The organism is Segatella copri, from assembly GCF_019249765.2.
Taxonomy (GTDB): Bacteria; Bacteroidota; Bacteroidia; order Bacteroidales; family Bacteroidaceae; genus Prevotella; species Prevotella copri_K.
The window spans coordinates 1,939,268-1,958,597 of the sequence record NZ_CP152484.1 but is presented as its reverse complement, the minus strand read 5'-3'; the positions used below and the strand labels follow the sequence as shown (position 1 = coordinate 1,958,597).

Here is a 19,330-nt window from a genome sequence, read left to right as displayed (position 1 = left end):
CATGTAAAACGTTTGACATCGGCAGCTCTGCATTCTTCACAGAAATGCTTGATACGACAGTGAATCAGTACGTAGGCAAGTCAATACGACAGTGAATAATCGAAGCGTCAAAAATGCGACCATTCTTAGCTGAAGGCATTTGTCCCTCCGTAGATTTGCAGGACAATGGCTGTTTTCTCTTTTGCTCCGTACAACCTCTTGAAGATAGCATCACGAAGTTGCGCTGCACCATTGGAGGTTAGACGGAAGCAAATGGCAACAACCATAGGGAATCCATACAGCGTTTGCCAAACATCTTTGGAAAGTTTTTGCCTCTTTTGGACTTCCGACATCAACAACATACCTTCTTTATATATGGCTCTTATCACGGCTTTGAGCTTCGGGGTTGTGACATAAAGCATATCTACCAACTCATTTTCACTCATCCACAAGTCCTCCAGGTTGGACGGAATGGATAGCATTCCATTTCCGTCCACGGTGATTACAGTCCTTTTCATGCCATCCCTCCCATTGCAGGCAAATGCCCCTTGATTCGACTTTCAAAGACAGATATGTCATGGTCAAGCTTGGTGCTTGTCACCTTGGCATATATCTGTGTCGTGGTGATATTCGTGTGACCAAGAATCTTGCTCACGCTCTCTATCGGCATACCATATTCCAAGGCTAAAACTGCCCAACTATGACGTGAGACATGAAATGACACACGCTTCTTTATACCACACATTGCTGCAACTTTCTTGATGCGCTTATTGATGCTGTCAAGATTACCGATATTGAACAAGTGGTTGTCTTTTCTGAAAGACTTGTATCTCTCAATAATCAGCATGGGAATATCCATCAGCTTGATTTGGAAAGGCACACCTGTCTTCTGACGTTTGGAAATAATCCAAGGAGCATCGTTTACTATGCTGATGTTATCTTCCGTCAAATTCTTGATGTCGATGAAAGATATACCTGTCCAACAGCCAAAGATGAAAAGGTCTCTCGCAAATGCCATGTTCGGGTCTTCCAACTTTATCTCTGTCATGGCGGTAAGCTCGTCCAAGGTCAAGAACTCACGTTCCTTGTGGTCTGGGTCAACGTGGTACATGGCAAATGGATTTCTCGGTATCTTGCCGTTGTAGTGGGCTGCCGTTACGATATGTTTCAGTGGTATGGAGTAAATCCAAATGGAGGACTGCGCTAGTCCGACAACATTCTTCAAATACAGGCAATAGTCACGGATGAACTCCTCGGTAAGCTCATTCATGGACATATCGCTGCGCTTGTACTGATACTTAATAAACTCGGCAACGTACTTTCTTACGTCAGATACTTGCGGTAGGTGTTCTTGGCTCTGTCCTTGCCTACACGCTTGGCAAAAGCAGCGTTCTCCTTGTCAAAGGCTCTGAGCAAGGTCTCATACTCCGTGCCTATGCCTTGGTAGGCATTTCTCACCATTTCAGCGGTAACGAACGCCTCACGGTCGGAAAGTCGCTGGTAATGCTTGGCGATTTGAGCCTTGATGTTGTCAAGCGCAAAGTTCACCTCCTTGGCTTCCTTGCTCTTGCCAATGGCTCTGTTGCCCTTGGCATCCCAGATTGCCTTGGTCACGCTCTGCTTGCAACTGAACTGTGCGATGGTTCCGTTGATTGTCACTCGCCCCATGATTGGGACAATTCCATTTCTCTCCTTGCTTCTATTTACATAGAAGACTGTCTTGAAAGTGCATCTCATAATTCTTACTTTTTTGTTCGGTGCAAAATTAAACTATGAGAGCTGCATGGCAAAACCAAAACTTACGCAGAATGGGGAAATATGAACCGCCACCGTTAAAAATGCTTATTAGGGCGTTTCTGCGAGGTAATGATTTGAAAGCGTTTCTATTTCATCAATCTGCGTTTTCCGCATTTCCTCGTCTTTGCCACTTAAAGCCAACGACTGCCACAACCACTTGAAACTCAAAACAAAAGCATCATTCTGCTATTTTTTGCTTTTTTAGGCGTTATTTTCCGCTAAAATCTTTCAACAATAAACTCTAAACCCCTGAACTTTGTAAGTATGCTTCACATGCCCAGCTGTTCGTTAGCCATGGCCGTTCTGGATGAATGCAGGATTGGTGCCGTAGATAAGGTGGAAAACCGGAATCTCATGTCTGTATGCTCCGTTTTTTCCTTGTTGGCACCCTTCAGATGGCCCATTTGCCCGCACATTTCGTAAGATTTGTTGTCGGAATACATGAATCTTACGTCTGTGAAATGAGCCGCTAATGCCGGAATTGCCATCGGAATGAGCACTTCCTGCATGTCTTTTGATGCCTGAGAGATGGCAAATTTTACAAATTCAGTACCCTTACTGGGTTTTGGCATCGCCGGAGCGATGTTGCTAAAAATATTATAATCTATTGCTTTTTAGAGAGTTAAATCAAATTTCATGTTCATTTTTTCTTGCTTGCAGTCTCAGTCTCAGAGTCTCAGTTGTTTTTTTTATGGTCTCGCTTCCTATATATATTATATATAACTAATTAATAATCAGTAAGTTATAAAGACTTAAGAAGCGGGTTTGAAGTTGGATTGTGACATTTTTCCTAACTGAGACTGAGATTTGAGACTGTTTTGAAGAGGAAATGAGGGTAGGGATGAGCCTGTTTCCTGCCTCCCCGAAGTCCCCATTTCCTCTAGAAGGCCTCGACTCCGTTTTATCAGTTTTTACCCCTGCCGCTGAATGATTTCCTATCTTTGCTGCGTGTTTGAAAAATAACCTTTTCTTACGCCTTTGCAAAGTGCCCGGCAAGCATGGACCTACCTTTTATGCCGCAAAGTCAAGATTATTATTTGGAATAAGCAAAGATTTTGGGGCTTTTTCTTGGTGGTTTATCAGAAAATGAGTAGTTTTGCGGGCGTGAATCAAATAGATAACGAATAAAATAATGAATAAGACAACGACTCAAATTACGATGCTCGGAACGGGAAATGCTACGGTTTCCCAGATTTATAATACTTGTTTTCTGCTCCAGACTCCCGGCTCCCTGATGCTGGTGGATGCGGGCGGAGGAAACGGAATACTGGCGCAGCTGAAGAAGGTGAATGTTCAGATTTCTGATATTCATCACCTCTTCGTTACCCATGCGCATACCGACCATGTGTTGGGTGTGATCTGGGTAATCCGAATGGTGGCACAATGTAAGGGTTACGAGGGATTGCTGCATGTGTATGGAAACGATAAGGTGATGAAGGTGATCAAGACCATCATCGACATGATTCTTGCCAAGAAGCAACTGGCTAGGGTGGCTGAAAGGGTGGTGTTCCATCAGTTGGAAGATGGCGATAGTTTCGAAGTGGGGGATATGAAGCTGGAATGCTTTGATATTCAGTCTACTAAGGAAAAACAGTTCGGATTCCGAGCTGAGCTGCCTTCTTCTGATGAATCGGGTAAGCCTTTGGTCTTGGCGTGCCTGGGCGATGAGCCTTATAACGAGCAGAACCGACGCTACATAGTGGGGGCTGACTGGATGATGTGCGAGGCGTTCTGTCTCTATGCCGACCGCGATACGTTCAAGCCTTATGAGAAATGCCACAGTACGGCGCTTGATGCCGGAAAACTGGCGGAGGAACTGGGCGTGAAAAATCTTATCCTGTATCATACGGAGGAGAAAACGCTCGCTAATCGTAAAGAAAATTATACCCGTGAAGCTGCCGAGAACTTCAAGGGTAGAATCTTCGTTCCGGATGATTTGGAGGTGATAGAGCTGTAGTTTTTTTATCCCACAGATTTCACAGATTTACACAGATTTTTGACCTGTACGGTCGGGGATTTCACAGATTTTTTTGTTTGGATATTTGGGGGGAATCCTTCTCCCGATTATGGCAAGAATGAATCTGTGTAAATCTGTGGAATCTGTGGGACTTTTTAATGGTGAGTTTTATCAACTTAATCGGCTGAATCCGGTAGGAAAATCTTGGTTACTTCCCGCTCTCCGAAATCTATCATGGCGTTGAAGAGACTCACTTTTTCCGCCTTTCTGAGGTCTTCTAGTGTGAGGTCGGCTTCCTGGATGATGCCGGCTTCCAGGAGCTGGGCACGCTTGGTTCCCTGGAGCAGGGGATGCTTGGGGGTGAGCCATCTGTTGCCATCAAAAAGGGCGAGATTGGTGAAGGAGGTATCGGTAATGAGCCCGTTCTTTACAATGATGATTTCATCGCAATCGTCCTTCTGGACTACCAGGGCGTTGAGCGCACTTCGGTCTGTGCTCTTATAGGTGTAATCGATATTATTATCCTCTACCACCTTGAGGGAATGAATCTCCTTCATCTTGTAGGGGGCGTACTCGATGGCTTCCACGCCCTGGATGCCATAAACCACTCGTGCCTTGTAAAGGTTCATTTCCTCTTTTGGGGAAATGAGGGATGAGAGTTTTATTTCTTCAGATGCGAGGGCTGGAAAGAACCTGAGGATGGTTCTCTCCATTCTTGCCTGATGATAGGGCAGGGCCAGAGCCTTGCCGTTCTTGATCTTTATTGTTTCTACAAATTGCTGTTTCATTATCTCTTTTATTTTTTCTAAGATGAAAGGTGGATTTAAATCGGAAGGTAGATTTTCTGAATCACTTCCTCGTATTCCCTCCGGCAATCGCTCTTCGAAGTGATGCCGCCGCCTGCCTTGAAATACAATTCTCGGCTTTCCTTCGGCTTCTTTCCTTCGTTTGCCTTGAAATTCTTTTCTCCGTCGGCTTCAAAATCAACCGGCGAAGTTTCTTCTTCGATGAATCTTATCATGACGGCAGAGTTGAGTTCGCCCTGGTCGTAGATTCCCATGATGCCCGTGTAGAAGCCACGGTCGTAGCCTTCTGCCTCGTGGATGATCTGCATGGTTTTATCCTTCGGGGCGCCCGTGATGGAACCGGCTGGGAGCTGGGCATCGAGGATTTCGCCCAGATGGTGCGGGTAATCTTCGGGCAGGCGACCGCTGATTTCTGAACTGGTTTGCAGGATGTCGCCCTTGTTGGTGTGCAGCACGTCGACGTAACGGTATTTATCTACTCTTACATTCTCTGCCACCCGGCTCAGGTCGTTCCTTATCAGATCTACGATGGTGGCGTGTTCTGCTGCCTCTTTCCGGTCTTCCATCAGCAGCTTTTCGGCATTGGGGAGGGATGCATCCAGGGTTCCCTTCATGGGATAGGAGTAGATTCTTCCGCCCTTGATTTTGACGAAGGTTTCGGGCGAAAAGCAGACGAAGGGATTTGAAATCTCTTCGATGATGTCTTCTTTCTTATAAGCTATATTCTGTGCTTCTTCTTTTTTCTGCTGAACTTTATCTTCTGCTTGATTTCTCTTTTTTCTGAGCAGCAGTTTATACTTTCCTTTTGCACGATGGAAAATTTCTTCTAATGAAAGATTGCAGCTTACGGGAACCTTGCAGGTGAGATTCGTGAGATAGCTGTTGCCCGCCATGATGTTGTTCTTCACGATGCCGAAACTTCGCTCGTAATCCTCATAAAGGGGTGGGGCTATCTGCCAAGAAATCTCCGCAATCTTTTCCGAATTATTTTTCATCTCATCAGAAGAATTCCCTCTTCCTTCGAAATCAAAGAGGCATTCTTCGGGATTTATATCTGATAGCTGGCGGATGAAAGCCTTGTCTCCCTGATAGTTGATAACAAAGAGAAAAGGCTCATCCTGGCTTGCCAATCGATTGATTTTATCTATGATTTCCTGTTTCATGTCTGCAAAGATACTGCTTTTATTTGGATGGGCAAAAGATTGGTTACAGATTTTTGTTTGATGGGACGTCTTCTCCACACGCCCTGAAAGGGCAGAAGTTCCTAGCCCAGGGCAACACCCTGGGTTTTAGCAAGATTTCAGCAATGCGCCCTGTAAGGGCAAAAGCTTTAAAATGCGGCGATGATAAAGCTTTTGCCCTTACAGGGCGACGTTGTTGCTTGCATGTTTACCCAGGGCGATGCTCTGGGCTAGGAGCTTCTGCCCTTTCAGGGCGTGTGGAGCATATTTAATAGGCTTTTCCTGCCTTTTCAATAGGCTTTCCCTGCCTTTTTTAATACGCTTCTCCCTGCTCTATCTCTTCCTGCGTGATGCGCTTGCGGTCGATGGCACGCCAGGCGAAGACGATGTAGGCGAGCACGAACGGGATGAGGAGGGAAACTATCGCCATGGTGCGGAGCGTGAACTCGCTGCTGCAACTGTTGGCGAGAGTGAGCGAACTCTGAAGGTCGATGTTGGATGGATAGTAGGCGGTATTGTTCCAGCCGGCTATCAGCAGCAGAACCAACACGGTAAGCACGGTTCCGATGCCCGTAAACCAGATTCCCTTTCTATACTGCACGCTCCTCGATGACTTGAAAATGCCGAAGAGAACGAGCACTATTCCTATTAATAATATTACAATCAAGATTGGCATCTCCAGAAGATTGTGAAGATACTTCATGCTCTCTATCGTAATGTCGGAAGAAGAAGTGCTGAATCCATCCTTTACCAGCAATCTGATGAGGAATGGCAGGAAGAACAATAGGAAGAGCAGGGCATTCCATGGCAACTGGCGGGTGCAGCGCTCCTGAATCTGCTGGTGCTCAATGTTGTTCTTGATGTAGAGCATGCCCAGAATGCGGGCTAGCATCAGTACGGCAAGTCCCAGCACCACATTCCATGGGTCGAGCAGGGCATCAAGACCATGGCTGGCGTTTGCCCAGCGGCTGATGACGGGTTGCAGACTGTTGGTAATATTGCCCTTGTCTATCAGAAAATTGCTGCCGTTGAAGAAGGTGGCTACGGCGCCGCCAAGGAGCAGAGGACCTACGATGCCGTTGATAATGAGGCAAATCTGAAAGGTTTTCGGTCCAAGAAAATTACCTATCTTGTTCTGGAATTCATAGCTCACGGCTTGAATCACAAACGAGAACAGGATGATCATCCACAGCCAGTAGGCTCCGCCGAAACTGGTGCTGTAGAACAATGGGAACGAGGCGAAGAAGGCTCCGCCGAAGGTGACGAGCGTGGTGAAGGTAAACTCCCATTTTCGTCCCGTAGAGTTGATGATGAGGCGACGCTCTTCTTCCGTTTTTCCCAAACAGAATATCAAGGTGTTGGCTCCCTGTACAAACATGAGAAACACCAGCAGGGCTCCTAATAATGATACGAGGAACCACCAGTATGATTGCAAAAATTCGTATGTCATAATGCTAATGTCATAAAGTTAATTCATAATCTTAAGTTTATCATCTTAAGTTTTTATTCGTATTCCGGTCCTTTCTTAATCTGCTTCACCAGGATGCTGATTTCCACGGCAAGCATGGTGGTGAAGAGTGCCAGGAAGATGAAGAAGGTGGTGGCCACGCTGCCTGCCTCGATGTCGGAGATGGCGGCACTTACTGGCAGCAGGTCTTGGATGGTCCAAGGCTGGCGACCGATTTCTGCTACTATCCAGCCCGATTCTGAGGCGATGTAAGCCAGCGGAATCATGATGATGGCGGAAATGAGGAACCATCGGTATTGGGCGATTTCCTTCTTATAGACCAGGAATAGGCTGAGGGCGAAGAAGAGGATGAGCAGGCAGCCTACTCCCACCATCAGGCGGAAGGCGTAGAAGCAGATCGGGATGCTCGGTACCAGTTCTTTGGCGTCCTTGATGTAACCATATCCGAAGTATTTCATGTTCTCCTTTAAGATAGGGAGCTGGTCTTTCGCCTGGGTTGCGCGATAGGTTTTCAGGGCAACAATCGCCTTCTTGCCCCGCGCTATCTTTTCCTGTACGGATGGTTCCCGGGTGCCATCCTCTTTAGTGTAACCCTTGATAATATCGTTTACGCCTGGCACGTAGCCATCGGCTGTGCGGGTGGCTAAGAACGAGAGCATGTTAGGGATGGCGATGCGCATGGCTGGCTCTTGCTCGTTTTCGTAATCGGGCTGCTGGAAGGGGTGAACGGCTGCTATTGCCGTGAGGCTTTCGCCATTTCCTCCATTATATAATGCTTCCATCGCAGCCAGTTTCATCGGCTGCACTTGTGCCACCCGATAGGCGGAATTGTCGCCGGTCATCGCAGCCAGCAGGGTGGCGATGAGTCCTACTCCGGCACCCATCTTGATGCTCGCCTTCGCCAGCTGGGTTTCTCTCTTTTTCAGTAGATACCAGCAACTTACGGCTACCACGAAGGTGGCGCCGATGATCCAGGAGGAAGTAACGGTATGGGTGAACTTGATGATGGCGAATGGCGAGAGTGCCACATCCATAAACGAAGTCATCTCGAAGCGCATGGTGTCGGGATTAAATTCTTGACCTACAGGATATTGCATCCAGGCGTTGGCTACGAGAATCCACCAGGCTGAAATGGTGGCGCCAAGTCCCGTGAGCCAGGTAGAGGCAAGGTGGAAGCCCCGGCTCACCTTATCCCAGCCGAAGAACATTACGGCCACGAAGGTGCTCTCCATGAAGAATGCCAGGATGCCTTCGATGGCTAGGGGAGCGCCGAATACGTCGCCCACGAACCAGGAGTAATTGCTCCAGTTGGTGCCGAATTCAAACTCCAGGATGATGCCTGTGGCAACGCCCATGGCGAAGTTGACGCCAAAGAGTTTTTGCCAGAAACGGGTTACGTGCTTCCAGAACGGCTTGTTGGTGCGGTAGTAGCATGTTTCGGCGATGCCCATGATTACTGCCAGTCCCAGGGTGAGCGGCACGAACAGCCAATGGTAGATGGCCGTGAGTGCGAATTGCGCCCTCGACCAGTCGATGGTGGCTGATGTAATGTCTAACAATAGATTTGTCATCATAGTTGAATGGTTTTAAAATTGTTATTATATAATGTTTTTGTATTTCTTTCGATGTGAAGGTTGCGGGGATTCTGAGTCTTATCTGCTCAGAATTTCCTTTGAAACGAAGCCAGCCTTATCTCCGTTCTTGGCATTCGTATTGATAAAATCTGGAAAGAAAAAGAGCTTGAGCACCAGGAAGATGATAGCAAGCTTGATGAGGATGACAGCCCAGAGCGTCTTGCCCAGGGTCATCGTCCTGAAACCATCGTAATAGAGATGGAATATCCGGGACAGCAGTCCTTGTTTCATCGGTTTTACATCCGTTTTCATCAGGTTTTTATCCTTTTTCTTCTGCATAAGCACTCCTTCTTAAAAAAATCTGCTGCAAATCTACAATAAAATTATGTAACTACCAAATATTTTCTTGAAAAAGTTACAAAAAGATTATTTTTAGGTATCCCATAAGGGAGTTATTTTAAAGTTTTTCTTTTTTTTATGAGATAAGTCTTGCCGTTTCATCAGAATTCATTATCTTTGCAGAAAAAATGCTGCACTCGGCAATTTGAAAGCAAGCTTTCATTGCGCTCGTTTGCAATTTCTTTGTCCCCTAAAACATAGAAACATTTTAATCAGAAATAATCAGTAGAAATGATGAATATAGAATCAGTTAGAGAGTATTGCCTCTCGCTTCCCCTCGTAGCTGAGGCTTTTCCTTTTGATGAGCGGACCTTGGTGTTTCGCATTTTGGGCAAGATCTTTGCCTGTGTTGACCTGGAGCGCCCCGAGTGGGTTACGATGAAATGTAATGCCGATTATGCCCTCGAACTCCGGGAAGTGCATCCCGAAATAGAAGGCGCATGGCATTGGAATAAGAAATACTGGAATCAGGTAAACCTTTATGGCACGTTGGAAGATGATTTCATCCAGGCCCTGATTCGCCACAGTTATTCCGAAGTGGTGAAGAAACTCAAGAAACAGGAAAAGCTTGAGCATCCTGAAATCATGGAGGTGGTGGAGTAGTTTCTACCACTCCACCTTATCGTTGAGAATCACGCCGTCGGTTGCATCTTCGGCTGTAAAGGTTTCGGCCTTATACTGCACGCAGAGCATCACGAGTGGTTCTGTACCGTTGTTGCGAACAGAGCGCTTGCCGGTTGGTGCTACTCTCACCACGCTTCCTTCCTGAATAGGGAATACCTTGCCATCCACCTGGAACTCGCCCTTGCCGCTGAGGAAGAAATACAGTTCCTCATGGTTCTTGTGGGTGTGGAGGAATCCTGTCTCTGTGCCAGGAGCAAAGCTTTGGAATGAGAACTCACCACCAGTAGCGTTCACGCTCTGACCTCCGAATACCTTTCCGGGAATCTTAATCTCAGGACCCATCTCTAAGGTGTAATCCTTGAGATCACTCATCTTGCCAAAATCTGTGGCTGTGAAGTTTTCAGCCTTTGCAATAATCTTTGTTTCTTTCATCTTGTCTGTTATTTTTAAATGTTTATATTTCTTTTTCTTTCTTTTTGTGAATTTGTGAATACTTCTGTTTTCTGCTTTCATTTCTGAATTACGCTGCAAAGATACTGCGAAAAACCGGTTCCTGCAAGAGGGCACTTGGGGGTAAGATGGTTACCGGGAGGTAACTATTGCGTGGGAATGGGAGAAAGAAAAATGAAGCGTTAACTTAGATTAACTTGGTATGTTTGGTATCTTTTCGGATATTAGTTACTTTTGTAGCCTATTGCAGAATATTGTAGAGTTTTGCAGAATATTATAGATTATTGTAGAATATAAAGAAGATAGATTATGGGAAGAATGATAAAAGAAATGGTAGTACAGGACTGTCCCATCCGTAACGTTTTGGCGCGCGTTTGCGACAAGTGGTCGCTACTGGTAATCTACACCCTGAAATATCATCAGGATGGCCCCCTCCGGTTTAATGCCCTGCGTAAGCTGATTCCGGATATTTCGCAGAAAATGCTTACCAGCACGTTAAAATCGTTGGAGGCTGATGGCTACGTTACCCGCAAGGCTTATGCCGAAGTGCCGCCAAGAGTGGAGTATTCTCTCACACCCCGTGCTGAAACCCTTATTCCTATTATGGATCATCTGATAGAATGGGCGCTGGATAACATGGCTGTGATTCTGAAGGATAGGGATAAGGCAGCAGGCTGATTTCCAAGATGAGTTTTCCGGAAAATCATTCATTTTTTCTGTAGTTGGGGTAATGCGTGTTTTCGGGAATCTTCGTATCTTTGCACCCAGAAATCATAATTAAAACTGTAAGAAAATGTATATTGAGAAAATAAAGTCGCCAGCAGACTTGAAGAAGCTGGATTTGAAGGAACTGCAGGTGGTGGCTGATGAAACCAGACAGGCTGTGCTGAACCGTGTAAGCAAGCATGGCGGTCATGTGGGACCAAACCTCGGATTCGTGGAGGCTACCGTGGCGCTTCACTACGTTTTTAATGCGCCAAAGGATAAGCTCGTGTTTGACGTAAGCCACCAATGCTATCCGCATAAGGTGCTCACCGGACGAGCTGCGGGATTCCTCGGCGATGTGGATGACATGAATGCCATTTCGGGCTATTCTTCTCCTGCCGAATGTCCGGAGTATGATAACTTCGAGGTGGGGCATACTTCCACTTCCGTGAGTCTTGCCACCGGTTTGCAGAAGGCGCGCGACGTCAAGGGTACCGATGAGAACATCATCGCCATTATCGGCGACGGCTCCCTTTCAGGCGGCGAGGCTTTCGAGGGACTGGATGAGGCTTCGGAACTCGGTACGGGCATCATCATCGTGGTGAACGACAACGAAATGTCTATCGCCGAAAATCATGGCGGAATCTACAAGAACCTGCGTGCCTTACGCCAGAGCAACGGAACCTGCGAGCACAACTGGTTCAAGGCGTGGGGCTTTGAATACAAGTATCTGGAAGAGGGTAACGACATCGAAAAACTCATCCAGGTTTTCGAGAGCGTGAAGGATACGGATAAGCCTACCGTGGTTCACATTCATACAGAGAAAGGTCATGGATTTGCGCCAGCCGTAGCCAATAAGGAGGCTTGGCATTGGGGAATGCCTTTCAATCTGGAAGACGGTTCGCGACCAAGAAGGAATGCCGATGGAACCCTCCCGGAGGTTGCTCCAACAGAGGATTACGGCACTTTATTCTCTGACTGGATGCTCAGCGAGATGAAGCAGGATAAGACGCTCATCGCCGTAACCGCCGGTACTCCTGCCGCAGGCGGCTTTACTGCCGATAAGCGCCAACTGGCTGGCAATCAGCACATCGATATGGGAATCGCCGAAGAGCAGGCAGTAGCGATGATTTCGGGAATGGCGAAGGGTGGATTGCATCCGGTATGGACTGTTTACAGCACCTTTATCCAGCGCACCTACGACCAGATTGCGCAAGACCTCTGCATCAATTCCAACCCAGCCGTAATCAACGTGGTAGGAGGCGGAGTGAACTCGATGAACGACATCACCCACATCTGCCTTTTCGATATTCCGATGCTCTGCAGCATTCCGGGGCTCATCTATCTGGCTCCAACCACCTGCGAGGAGTATTTCGCCATGCTCCGCTGGAGCATTCTGCAGGATAAGAAACCTATCGCCATCCGTGTGCCAAGCAATGGCGTGGTTCATGCGTCTGAAACCGTTGATGCTGAGTATGGCTACGAGGCAAAGTACAAGGTGATGCATCAGGGCGAGAAGGTGGCAGTCATCGCCGCTGGTTCGTTCTATCAGAAGGGCGAGAATGTAGTCCGCCTGTTGGCTGATAAGGGCATCGATGCTACGCTCATCAATCCCCGTTATCTGAACGAGGTGGATGCCGAGACGCTGGATAGCCTGAAGGCAAATCATCAGTTGGTGGTAACCTTGGAGGATGGCTCGAAGGAGGGAGGATTCGGAGAGCGCATCGCCTCTTACTATGGAACTTCAGAAATGAAGGTGATGGTGGGCGGCATCAGGAAGGGACTCTACGACAGATACGATGTGCAGCAGTTGCTTTCGGATAATCGCCTGCTCGATGAGCAGATTGTGGAAGACATCTTGTTAGTGATTAATGATTAATTATTAATGATTAATTATTAGTTAGTCGGCATAGTTAGTTTTTATTTAACGAGAAATCCAAGCCGGAGAATGATCTCTAGCTTGGATTTCTTCTGTTTTATCATCGAATGTTTGTCTTAATCTTAGTCATCATCCCTGTCATTATCTCAATCATCATCATCATCGTCATCATCATCATCATCCCAATCTCTATCGTGCTTCCACTTCTTCTTGTCGTGCTTCCACTTCTTGTCGTGCTTGTGATGCTTGTCCGGCTTTCCAGGTCCATAGGTTACATGGGTTCCGCCTGGCCATCCTGGTCTTCCGTAGCTGCACTCAGGGCGAGGGCGGCGCTTGTCGTGTCCCCAGTTATGCTTTGGATACTTGGTGTAAATATGGTGAACATACACATGATTCTGCCAGCCGATAGGGCGATAGAAATAGTATGAGTTCTTAAATTTCTTCCATTGTCTGGCGGTCATCATGCGCTTGAGCTGCTTGTTGCGGTAATGCCAGCCGTAGGCATCGATGTCGCGATAGCTGCGGATGCCATTGAGATAATTGAGATTGATGTTCAGGATGCTGTTGCGCTGGGCGCTGCTCAATCCCAGTTCCACCACCATCTTATCTGTGATAAAACGGGCTTCTGCCTGAATATTTGTCAGTCTCTGAGCATTCATAGATGTAATCATCATCCATACTGCTACCAATGTCATAATCATTCTTTTCATAACTATCTTCTCTTTAAAGGGTTATTACTGCATTTATTTTAATTGAAGAGGCTACTTGGTGCCGCTATCAACTTTTTGATGGTGCAAAGATAGGGAGAATAGCTGAAAACAACAAGGGGAAAACCATAATCTGATGTATGATTTTCCCTAAAAGCATCGGGGAAACTCCCGTAATAAAATTGTAGTATCTTTTATCTGCTAATTAAAATCCTTGTAACCTCTTTGACACATAATACCCCTACCTTTGCACCCGAAATTTAACAGGTATTACCCCGGAAGGGGAAATCTTTAATAAAAGAATTATAGTCAGATAAAGAAAAATGGAAAAGAAAGTATCGGGTAAGCATAGCAGCATGAATGGCTTTGCTATGATGAAAGGTAGAGTAGCAACTGTAGTTTTGGCTTCGGCTTTATTGTTGGGTGGAGGCTTGACTGCACAGGCTCAAAACGCAGCATTAACAACCTGTTCTCAGAGTGCAGCAACCGCAATTCCGCAGAATCCAAACTGGAAGGCGAATGCTGCCGAATGGCAGAAACTGAAGGGCGAAATCACCCTCTACATGACCAATGATATGGGCCGCAACGGCTACTACGACCAGAAGCCTATCGCCGAACTGATGGGCGAGATGGCGGGCACGGTAGATCCTGAATGCGTACTTGCCGTAGGCGACATCCACCATTTCAATGGCGTGGCTTCCACCCAGGATCCTCTGTGGCTTACCAATTACGAATATGTTTATTCTCATCCCGACCTGATGCTCGACTGGTTTCCGGTTTGTGGAAACCATGAGTATCGTGGTAATACTCAGGCTTTTATGGAATACGGCAAGGTGAGCCGCCGCTGGATGATGTCAGCCAAATATTACACCAAGGTGTTTGACCACAAGGGAACTACCATCCGTGTCATCTTCCTCGACACCACACCTCTTATCGATTCTTACCGCAAGAATTCAGAAATCTATCCTGATGCCTGCAAGCAGGATGCTGAGGCTCAGCTTTCATGGCTCGACGAAACCCTGAAGAATGCCAAGGAAGACTGGGTCATCGTGGTAGGCCATCATCCTATCTACGCCTACACCACGAAGAAGGAGAATGAGCGCCTCGACATGCAGAAGCGCCTTCTGCCTATCCTCCATAAATATAATAATGTGGCGATTTATGCCTGCGGCCACATCCACAACTTCCAGCACATCCAGAAGAAGGGCGACAACATCGACTACGTAGTCAATTCCTCTTCATCTCTGGCTCGTCCTGTAAAGCCTATCGATGGCACCGTGTTCTGCAGTCCAGCCGATGGTTTCTCTGTATTTACAGTAGATAAGAAGCAGCTGAGAATGTCGATGATTGACAAGGATGGAAAAATCATCCACACGGTTCTAAAGGTAAAAAAGTAAAAAGGTAAAAAAGTAAAAAGAGCTTTAACCCCTTTGTCCCCCCGTTCCCAGCGATTCCATCGCTGGTCTCCAAGCTTTTATATTAAAGGTAAAAGAAACTTTTTTGCAAAAAGAAACGAATGAAGATTTCAATAGCGATATAGATGAAAAGATTTTTACTGAGTGCGGCGCTTCTTGCCGCAGCGACTACCGCCATCCAGGCACATACGCTGGATGGTATAGTCAAGGATAACAAAACGGGCGAACCCCTCATCGGAACCGTAATCCGAGTAAAGGAGCTGCCCAACGTGAGTACCACTACCGGACTTGATGGTACTTTCACCCTGCATGAATTGCCTGATAAAGGCAAGGTGACCATCATCGTTTCCTACATGTCGTACAAGACCAGGGAGATGGTAGTAGATGTGGCTAAGAAAGACAAGGTGGATATTCCGATGGATGAAGACTTGAAGCAGTTGGGCGAAGTGGTGGTTACCGGTCATCGTGAATACCGTAGCGACCGCAGCGCCATAGAAACCGTGAAGAATGCCGGCAATGTGCTCAACGTGATGAGCCAGCAGAGCATCCAGCTTTCGCCTGATGTCAACGTGGCGAGCGTTCTGCAGCGAGTATCGGGTGTAACCATGGAGCGTGATGCATCGGGCGAGGCTTCCTACGCCATCCTCCGAGGCATGGACAAGCGCTACAACTACACCCTGGTAAACGGCGTGAAGATTCCTAGTCCGGATGATAAAAACCGTTACATCCCATTGAATATCTTCCCTTCAGATCTGATGGACCGCCTCGTGGTTTCCAAGTCTCTTACTGCTGATATGGAAGGCGATGCAGCCGGCGGCGTGGTGGATATGGTGATGAAGGATGCCCCATCCCGCTTTCAGATTCAGGCGAATGCTGCCATCGGAGCAAGTGATTATTTCTGGAAGGATGGCAGAGATTATCTTACCAGCAATCGCTCTGATTATACAAAGAAATCTCCTTACGAGGCTTTCGGAAAAGACTACAAGGCGCAGATGAGCGATTTCAAGAACGGTCCTGTTCAGTTGAAGAGCCATTCTCTTCCTGCTCCTAACTTCATAGGAGGTCTGAGCATCGGCAACCGCTTCTGGAACGACCGTCTGGGCGTGATGCTTGCCGGAAGCGTGCAGAATGTTTTCCGTGGTACCGAGCGCACCTACAATTCCGTAAAGATGGCTTCGGGCGAGCAGGCCATGTACATTTCCAATCTGCAGCATCGCTACTACAGCATCCACGACCTTACCACGGGTGCTCATGCCAAGATAGATTTAACCCTGCCTGGCTACAAGCTGGAATGGTACAACATGTATGTGCACACCAATTCCAAGGGCATCAGATACAACAATAGCGTCAATACCGAATACATCGGAGCCGACAGCTACACCCAGGATGATGAGGTGCGCTCTCTCTCAACCACCCAGAGCATCTTCGCCACCAACCTGAAGGGTACGCATCATCTTACCAAGGATTTTACCGTAGATTGGTCGGGCGTGTTCTCGCAGGCTAAGGAGGAAGATCCGGATAGAACTTACGTTACCCTGACGAATACCGTGAGCAGAAAAGCCGAGAATGGCGGCGATGCCGTTTCGGGTTCCATCTGGGAAGGCGACAAGAACATCACCAAGACCCTGCCTAAGAGTGCCGAACGCCGATTCCAGCACAACAAGGATACCGACTGGGCGGGTTACATCAACCTCTCTTACGATACCCATTTCGCCAACTCTGTGGAGGCTCTCTGGAAGGCGGGCGCGCAGTATCGCAGAAAGGAACGCAGCAACAGATATTATTCTTACATCTTCAATCCTGCCGACATCTCGCAGCGATTGGATGGCAACGGAATAGACCAGTTTGCTCACATCGATTGGGTTTGCAAGACTCCTTATTCTCAGGCTTCGCAGCTCAACTACGATTCCAAGGAGCACATCGGCGGAGCCTATGCCATGGTAACCCTGAAGAGCGAGGTGGGCGAACTGAATGCCGGTTTCCGTGCCGAGCACACCAACCAGATTTACACCATGCTCCAGCATTTCCGCAACATGGGACAGGTGGGCGAGCAGAGCTACTGGGATTATCTGCCATCGGCATCCATCAAGTGGACGCCAACCAAGAAGATGAACGTGCGTCTCTCTTACTATCGCTCCATCAACCGTCCGGGCTTCTACGAGATAGTGCCTTATCAGATTCAGGGCGAGGAGTATCAGGAAAAGGGTAATCCAAACCTGAAGCGTGCCCGCATCGACAACATCGACCTGCGCTGGGAGTGGTTCCCAAGCAAGACCGAACAGATTCTTGCTGGCGTATTCTATAAGTATCTGAAAGACCCTATAGAGCAGGTGTTCGTAACATCGGATGGCAAGATTGGAGCCGGAACCGATGCCTATTACATGCCGGACAATCTGGGTAATGCCAAGAACATGGGCTTCGAAATCGACGTAATCAAGTACATCCGCCACTTCGGAGTAAAAGCGAATTATACTTACACCCATTCTGAAATCACCACCTCGAAGCGTGAGTACCAGGAGGGTAGTGCCGAGTATAAGACGGGTGTAACCCAGACCCGTCCGCTGGTTAATCAGGCTCCTCATACCGCCAATATCTCCTTATTATATAAGGATACGGAGCATGGCTGGAATGCGCAGCTGGCCTCTTCCTTCACGGGCACCAAGCTTGCCCTGGTTTCTCCCTTCAAGGATGCCGACCAGTGGGACAAGGCGATGTTCGGTCTCGACCTGAGTGCCGAGAAGCAATTCAAGAACGGCATCTCCATCTTCTTCAAGGCAAACAATCTGCTCGATGCCAAGCGTGAGAGATACTTGAAGACCGTGAACAAGAGCAATCTGGAGTATGAGGGCCAGAAGAGCGATAAGACCATCGTGGGAACTTATCAGTATGGCAGAACCTTCCTTCTGGGAGTAAGATACAAGCTATAAAAGGTAAAAAGGCTTTTAAAGGTAAAAAGGTAAAAAAGTAAAAAAAGAAGAAATGAAAAAGATAAATACTTTTGCTGCTTTGCTGTTGATGGCAGCAGCTGCAATGTTCTCCACATCTTGCGAGAACGATAATATCAATCCATACGATTACGTGAATAATGGCGGTAATGGAAGTGATGGCAATGAGAACCAGGGTTCTAAGGATGTCATCACAACGAAGGTGGCAGAATATCCTAAAGGTTCTGTGGTTTGGACCAAGGATACTACCCTGAGCCAGAGCGTTGAAATTCCAGTAGGAGCATCGCTCTACATTGAGCCAGGCGTAACCGTTACCTGCAAATCAGAGGTTCAGGTGCCGGTAGAAATCGTAGTATTGGGCAATCTCTATTGCCTGGGAACCGCCGAAAAACCGGTAGTCTTTACTTCTGATACCAGGAAGCCTGCTGATTGGGGCGGCATCATCTGCGGCTACAATTCAGAAGAGGTGGTGCTCAACCACGTGGATGTGGCCTATGCCGGTGCTACTCCTACCGAGAGTTCAGCTTCTTTCCAGAACAAGCTTTTCAAGACCACCATCGATGGCGGTGTGCCAGCCTTTCACTTCTGTAATGTAAACGGCAAGTTTGTGATGGCAAACAGTTTCTTCCATGACAACTACAACGACCAGACTTATTTTACAGGTGGTAACGGCGTGATTATCAACAATATCTTTGCCGATAGCGGAAATGCAGCCGATGGTGGCGAGGCCATCAACGTAAAGGCAGGTTGCAAGATTGATGTAGCCAACAACATCATCTACAACGCCTGCACCAACGCCTTCAAGCTTTCTAATGCCGGCAATAGCGAGGTAATCCCTCTCTCTGAGATGACCGTCTATAACAATACCATCATCAACTGCGGCTGGCGCCGTTCCAAAAACAAAAAGGGTGGTTCTGTCTGGGTAGAGAAGGCTGCGAAGCCAGTCTTCGTGAACAACCTCATTTACGATTCCCGTTTCGGACTGAAGCAGCCAAAAAAGGATGGTGCTGATATGGAGCACAGTCGTCTTACACCAAACTACTACTTTGCATCTACAGAGACAGGCGTAGCGCAGATGTCGAAGGATGCAGAGCTCGGCATCTGGTTTGATACCGATATCAAGAGCAGCGTGGCTGGTCAGCTCAATCCTCTCTTCAAGAACTTCAAGCAGAGCGACAAGATGAACATTAATTGCGAGATAGATGATGTAGCCCAGGGGGCTCCATTGGCATTCGACAAGAGTTGGAATTTCGATTATCAGGCAGACAGTCCTGCCCTTTCAGGAGGTGTAACCGATTTTGCCCGCCTCTTCCCACAAGGTCTGCCATTCTTCGGCATGAAGCAGGTGAATTTCCTGGATAAGAATAACGACCAGAACTATTACTTCACCGCCCCATTGCCAAGCGCAAGATTCGGAGCGAGATTGTAAAAAGCGATTATAATA

General features: G+C 47.4%; 16 protein-coding genes and 1 pseudogene. 7 read left to right on the top strand and 10 right to left on the bottom strand.

What is annotated here, in order from left to right; genetic code table 11:
* Positions 1–125: 125 nt before the first annotated feature.
* The 3 genes and pseudogenes from KUA46_RS08640 to KUA46_RS08630 form a co-directional block, all read right to left on the bottom strand.
* A complete protein-coding gene (locus KUA46_RS08640) occupies positions 126–497 on the bottom strand; it encodes a hypothetical protein (protein WP_113748336.1) in 372 nt (123 codons plus the stop codon).
* Positions 494–1,716, bottom strand: a pseudogene (locus tag KUA46_RS08635) (site-specific integrase). The gene KUA46_RS08640 and the pseudogene KUA46_RS08635 overlap by 4 nt, the downstream one beginning before the upstream one ends.
* A 329-nt stretch (positions 1,717–2,045) precedes the next feature.
* A complete protein-coding gene (locus KUA46_RS08630) occupies positions 2,046–2,348 on the bottom strand; it encodes a hypothetical protein (protein ID WP_153086400.1) in 303 nt (100 codons plus the stop codon).
* Positions 2,349–2,908: 560 nt separating this feature from the next.
* Here KUA46_RS08630 and KUA46_RS08625 point away from each other — a divergent pair.
* Complete coding sequence (locus tag KUA46_RS08625) at positions 2,909–3,733, top strand: MBL fold metallo-hydrolase (protein WP_218486869.1); 825 nt, start codon at positions 2,909–2,911, stop codon at positions 3,731–3,733.
* 176 nt (positions 3,734–3,909) lie between these two features.
* Here the strand turns inward: KUA46_RS08625 and KUA46_RS08620 are convergent, their stop codons facing one another.
* The 5 genes from KUA46_RS08620 to KUA46_RS08600 all read right to left on the bottom strand — a co-directional run bounded on the left by KUA46_RS08620 (position 3,910) and on the right by KUA46_RS08600 (position 9,101).
* Complete coding sequence (locus KUA46_RS08620; protein ID WP_218486868.1) at positions 3,910–4,521, bottom strand: aminotransferase class IV family protein; 612 nt, start codon at positions 4,519–4,521, stop codon at positions 3,910–3,912.
* A gap of 35 nt (positions 4,522–4,556) precedes the next feature.
* Positions 4,557–5,702, bottom strand: coding sequence for an aminodeoxychorismate synthase component I (locus KUA46_RS08615; protein ID WP_218486867.1), 1,146 nt, complete (start codon positions 5,700–5,702; stop codon positions 4,557–4,559).
* Positions 5,703–6,033: 331 nt separating this feature from the next.
* On the bottom strand, positions 6,034–7,170 hold the full coding sequence (gene cydB / locus KUA46_RS08610) for a cytochrome d ubiquinol oxidase subunit II (RefSeq protein WP_218486866.1): 1,137 nt from the start codon (positions 7,168–7,170) through the stop codon (positions 6,034–6,036).
* 53 nt (positions 7,171–7,223) lie between these two features.
* Positions 7,224–8,759: a cytochrome ubiquinol oxidase subunit I gene (locus KUA46_RS08605; RefSeq protein WP_218486875.1), complete on the bottom strand. Its 1,536-nt coding sequence runs from the start codon at positions 8,757–8,759 to the stop codon at positions 7,224–7,226.
* Between the two features lie 81 nt (positions 8,760–8,840).
* Positions 8,841–9,101 carry a DUF4492 domain-containing protein gene (locus KUA46_RS08600; RefSeq protein ID WP_228113432.1) on the bottom strand — a complete coding sequence of 87 codons (261 nt, stop codon included), beginning with the start codon at positions 9,099–9,101 and terminating at the stop codon, positions 8,841–8,843.
* A 294-nt stretch (positions 9,102–9,395) separates the two neighbouring features.
* On the opposite strand from KUA46_RS08600, the gene KUA46_RS08595 reads away from it, so the two are divergent.
* A complete protein-coding gene (locus KUA46_RS08595; RefSeq protein WP_118151034.1) occupies positions 9,396–9,764 on the top strand; it encodes an MmcQ/YjbR family DNA-binding protein in 369 nt (122 codons plus the stop codon).
* Between the two features lie 3 nt (positions 9,765–9,767).
* On the opposite strand, the gene KUA46_RS08590 is transcribed toward KUA46_RS08595, so the two are convergent.
* Positions 9,768–10,217 (bottom strand): cupin domain-containing protein, encoded by a 450-nt coding sequence (locus KUA46_RS08590; protein ID WP_218486865.1) that lies wholly within the window; start codon positions 10,215–10,217, stop codon positions 9,768–9,770.
* A 327-nt stretch (positions 10,218–10,544) separates the two neighbouring features.
* Here KUA46_RS08590 and KUA46_RS08585 point away from each other — a divergent pair, with 327 nt between their 5' ends.
* Positions 10,545–10,913: a winged helix-turn-helix transcriptional regulator gene (locus tag KUA46_RS08585; RefSeq protein WP_022121690.1), complete on the top strand. Its 369-nt coding sequence runs from the start codon at positions 10,545–10,547 to the stop codon at positions 10,911–10,913.
* Positions 10,914–11,028: 115 nt separating this feature from the next.
* Complete coding sequence (locus KUA46_RS08580) at positions 11,029–12,819, top strand: 1-deoxy-D-xylulose-5-phosphate synthase (protein ID WP_218486864.1); 1,791 nt, start codon at positions 11,029–11,031, stop codon at positions 12,817–12,819.
* A 146-nt stretch (positions 12,820–12,965) separates the two neighbouring features.
* Here the strand turns inward: KUA46_RS08580 and KUA46_RS08575 are convergent, their stop codons facing one another.
* A complete protein-coding gene (locus KUA46_RS08575; RefSeq protein WP_218486863.1) occupies positions 12,966–13,529 on the bottom strand; it encodes a hypothetical protein in 564 nt (187 codons plus the stop codon).
* A 320-nt stretch (positions 13,530–13,849) separates the two neighbouring features.
* Here KUA46_RS08575 and KUA46_RS08570 point away from each other — a divergent pair, with 320 nt between their 5' ends.
* The 3 genes from KUA46_RS08570 to KUA46_RS08560 all read left to right on the top strand — a co-directional run bounded on the left by KUA46_RS08570 (position 13,850) and on the right by KUA46_RS08560 (position 19,315).
* A complete protein-coding gene (locus tag KUA46_RS08570) occupies positions 13,850–14,923 on the top strand; it encodes a metallophosphoesterase (protein WP_218486862.1) in 1,074 nt (357 codons plus the stop codon).
* A gap of 143 nt (positions 14,924–15,066) precedes the next feature.
* A complete protein-coding gene (locus KUA46_RS08565) occupies positions 15,067–17,868 on the top strand; it encodes a TonB-dependent receptor (RefSeq protein ID WP_218486861.1) in 2,802 nt (933 codons plus the stop codon).
* A 52-nt stretch (positions 17,869–17,920) separates the two neighbouring features.
* Positions 17,921–19,315 carry a hypothetical protein gene (locus KUA46_RS08560; RefSeq protein WP_218486860.1) on the top strand — a complete coding sequence of 465 codons (1,395 nt, stop codon included), beginning with the start codon at positions 17,921–17,923 and terminating at the stop codon, positions 19,313–19,315.
* Positions 19,316–19,330 lie beyond the last annotated feature (15 nt).

Excerpts from the sequence above, each read along its gene's own strand:
- KUA46_RS08640 (WP_113748336.1), bottom strand. The coding sequence starts at position 497 with ATGAAAAGGACTGTAATCACCGTGGACGGAAATGGAATGCTATCCATT.
- KUA46_RS08630 (WP_153086400.1), bottom strand. The coding sequence starts at position 2,348 with ATGCCAAAACCCAGTAAGGGTACTGAATTTGTAAAATTTGCCATCTCT.
- KUA46_RS08625 (WP_218486869.1), top strand. The coding sequence starts at position 2,909 with ATGAATAAGACAACGACTCAAATTACGATGCTCGGAACGGGAAATGCT.
- KUA46_RS08620 (WP_218486868.1), bottom strand. The coding sequence starts at position 4,521 with ATGAAACAGCAATTTGTAGAAACAATAAAGATCAAGAACGGCAAGGCT.
- KUA46_RS08615 (WP_218486867.1), bottom strand. The coding sequence starts at position 5,702 with ATGAAACAGGAAATCATAGATAAAATCAATCGATTGGCAAGCCAGGAT.
- cydB (WP_218486866.1), bottom strand. The coding sequence starts at position 7,170 with ATGACATACGAATTTTTGCAATCATACTGGTGGTTCCTCGTATCATTA.
- KUA46_RS08605 (WP_218486875.1), bottom strand. The coding sequence starts at position 8,759 with ATGACAAATCTATTGTTAGACATTACATCAGCCACCATCGACTGGTCG.
- KUA46_RS08600 (WP_228113432.1), bottom strand. The coding sequence starts at position 9,101 with ATGCAGAAGAAAAAGGATAAAAACCTGATGAAAACGGATGTAAAACCG.
- KUA46_RS08595 (WP_118151034.1), top strand. The coding sequence starts at position 9,396 with ATGAATATAGAATCAGTTAGAGAGTATTGCCTCTCGCTTCCCCTCGTA.
- KUA46_RS08590 (WP_218486865.1), bottom strand. The coding sequence starts at position 10,217 with ATGAAAGAAACAAAGATTATTGCAAAGGCTGAAAACTTCACAGCCACA.
- KUA46_RS08585 (WP_022121690.1), top strand. The coding sequence starts at position 10,545 with ATGGGAAGAATGATAAAAGAAATGGTAGTACAGGACTGTCCCATCCGT.
- KUA46_RS08580 (WP_218486864.1), top strand. The coding sequence starts at position 11,029 with ATGTATATTGAGAAAATAAAGTCGCCAGCAGACTTGAAGAAGCTGGAT.
- KUA46_RS08575 (WP_218486863.1), bottom strand. The coding sequence starts at position 13,529 with ATGAAAAGAATGATTATGACATTGGTAGCAGTATGGATGATGATTACA.
- KUA46_RS08570 (WP_218486862.1), top strand. The coding sequence starts at position 13,850 with ATGGAAAAGAAAGTATCGGGTAAGCATAGCAGCATGAATGGCTTTGCT.
- KUA46_RS08565 (WP_218486861.1), top strand. The coding sequence starts at position 15,067 with ATGAAAAGATTTTTACTGAGTGCGGCGCTTCTTGCCGCAGCGACTACC.
- KUA46_RS08560 (WP_218486860.1), top strand. The coding sequence starts at position 17,921 with ATGAAAAAGATAAATACTTTTGCTGCTTTGCTGTTGATGGCAGCAGCT.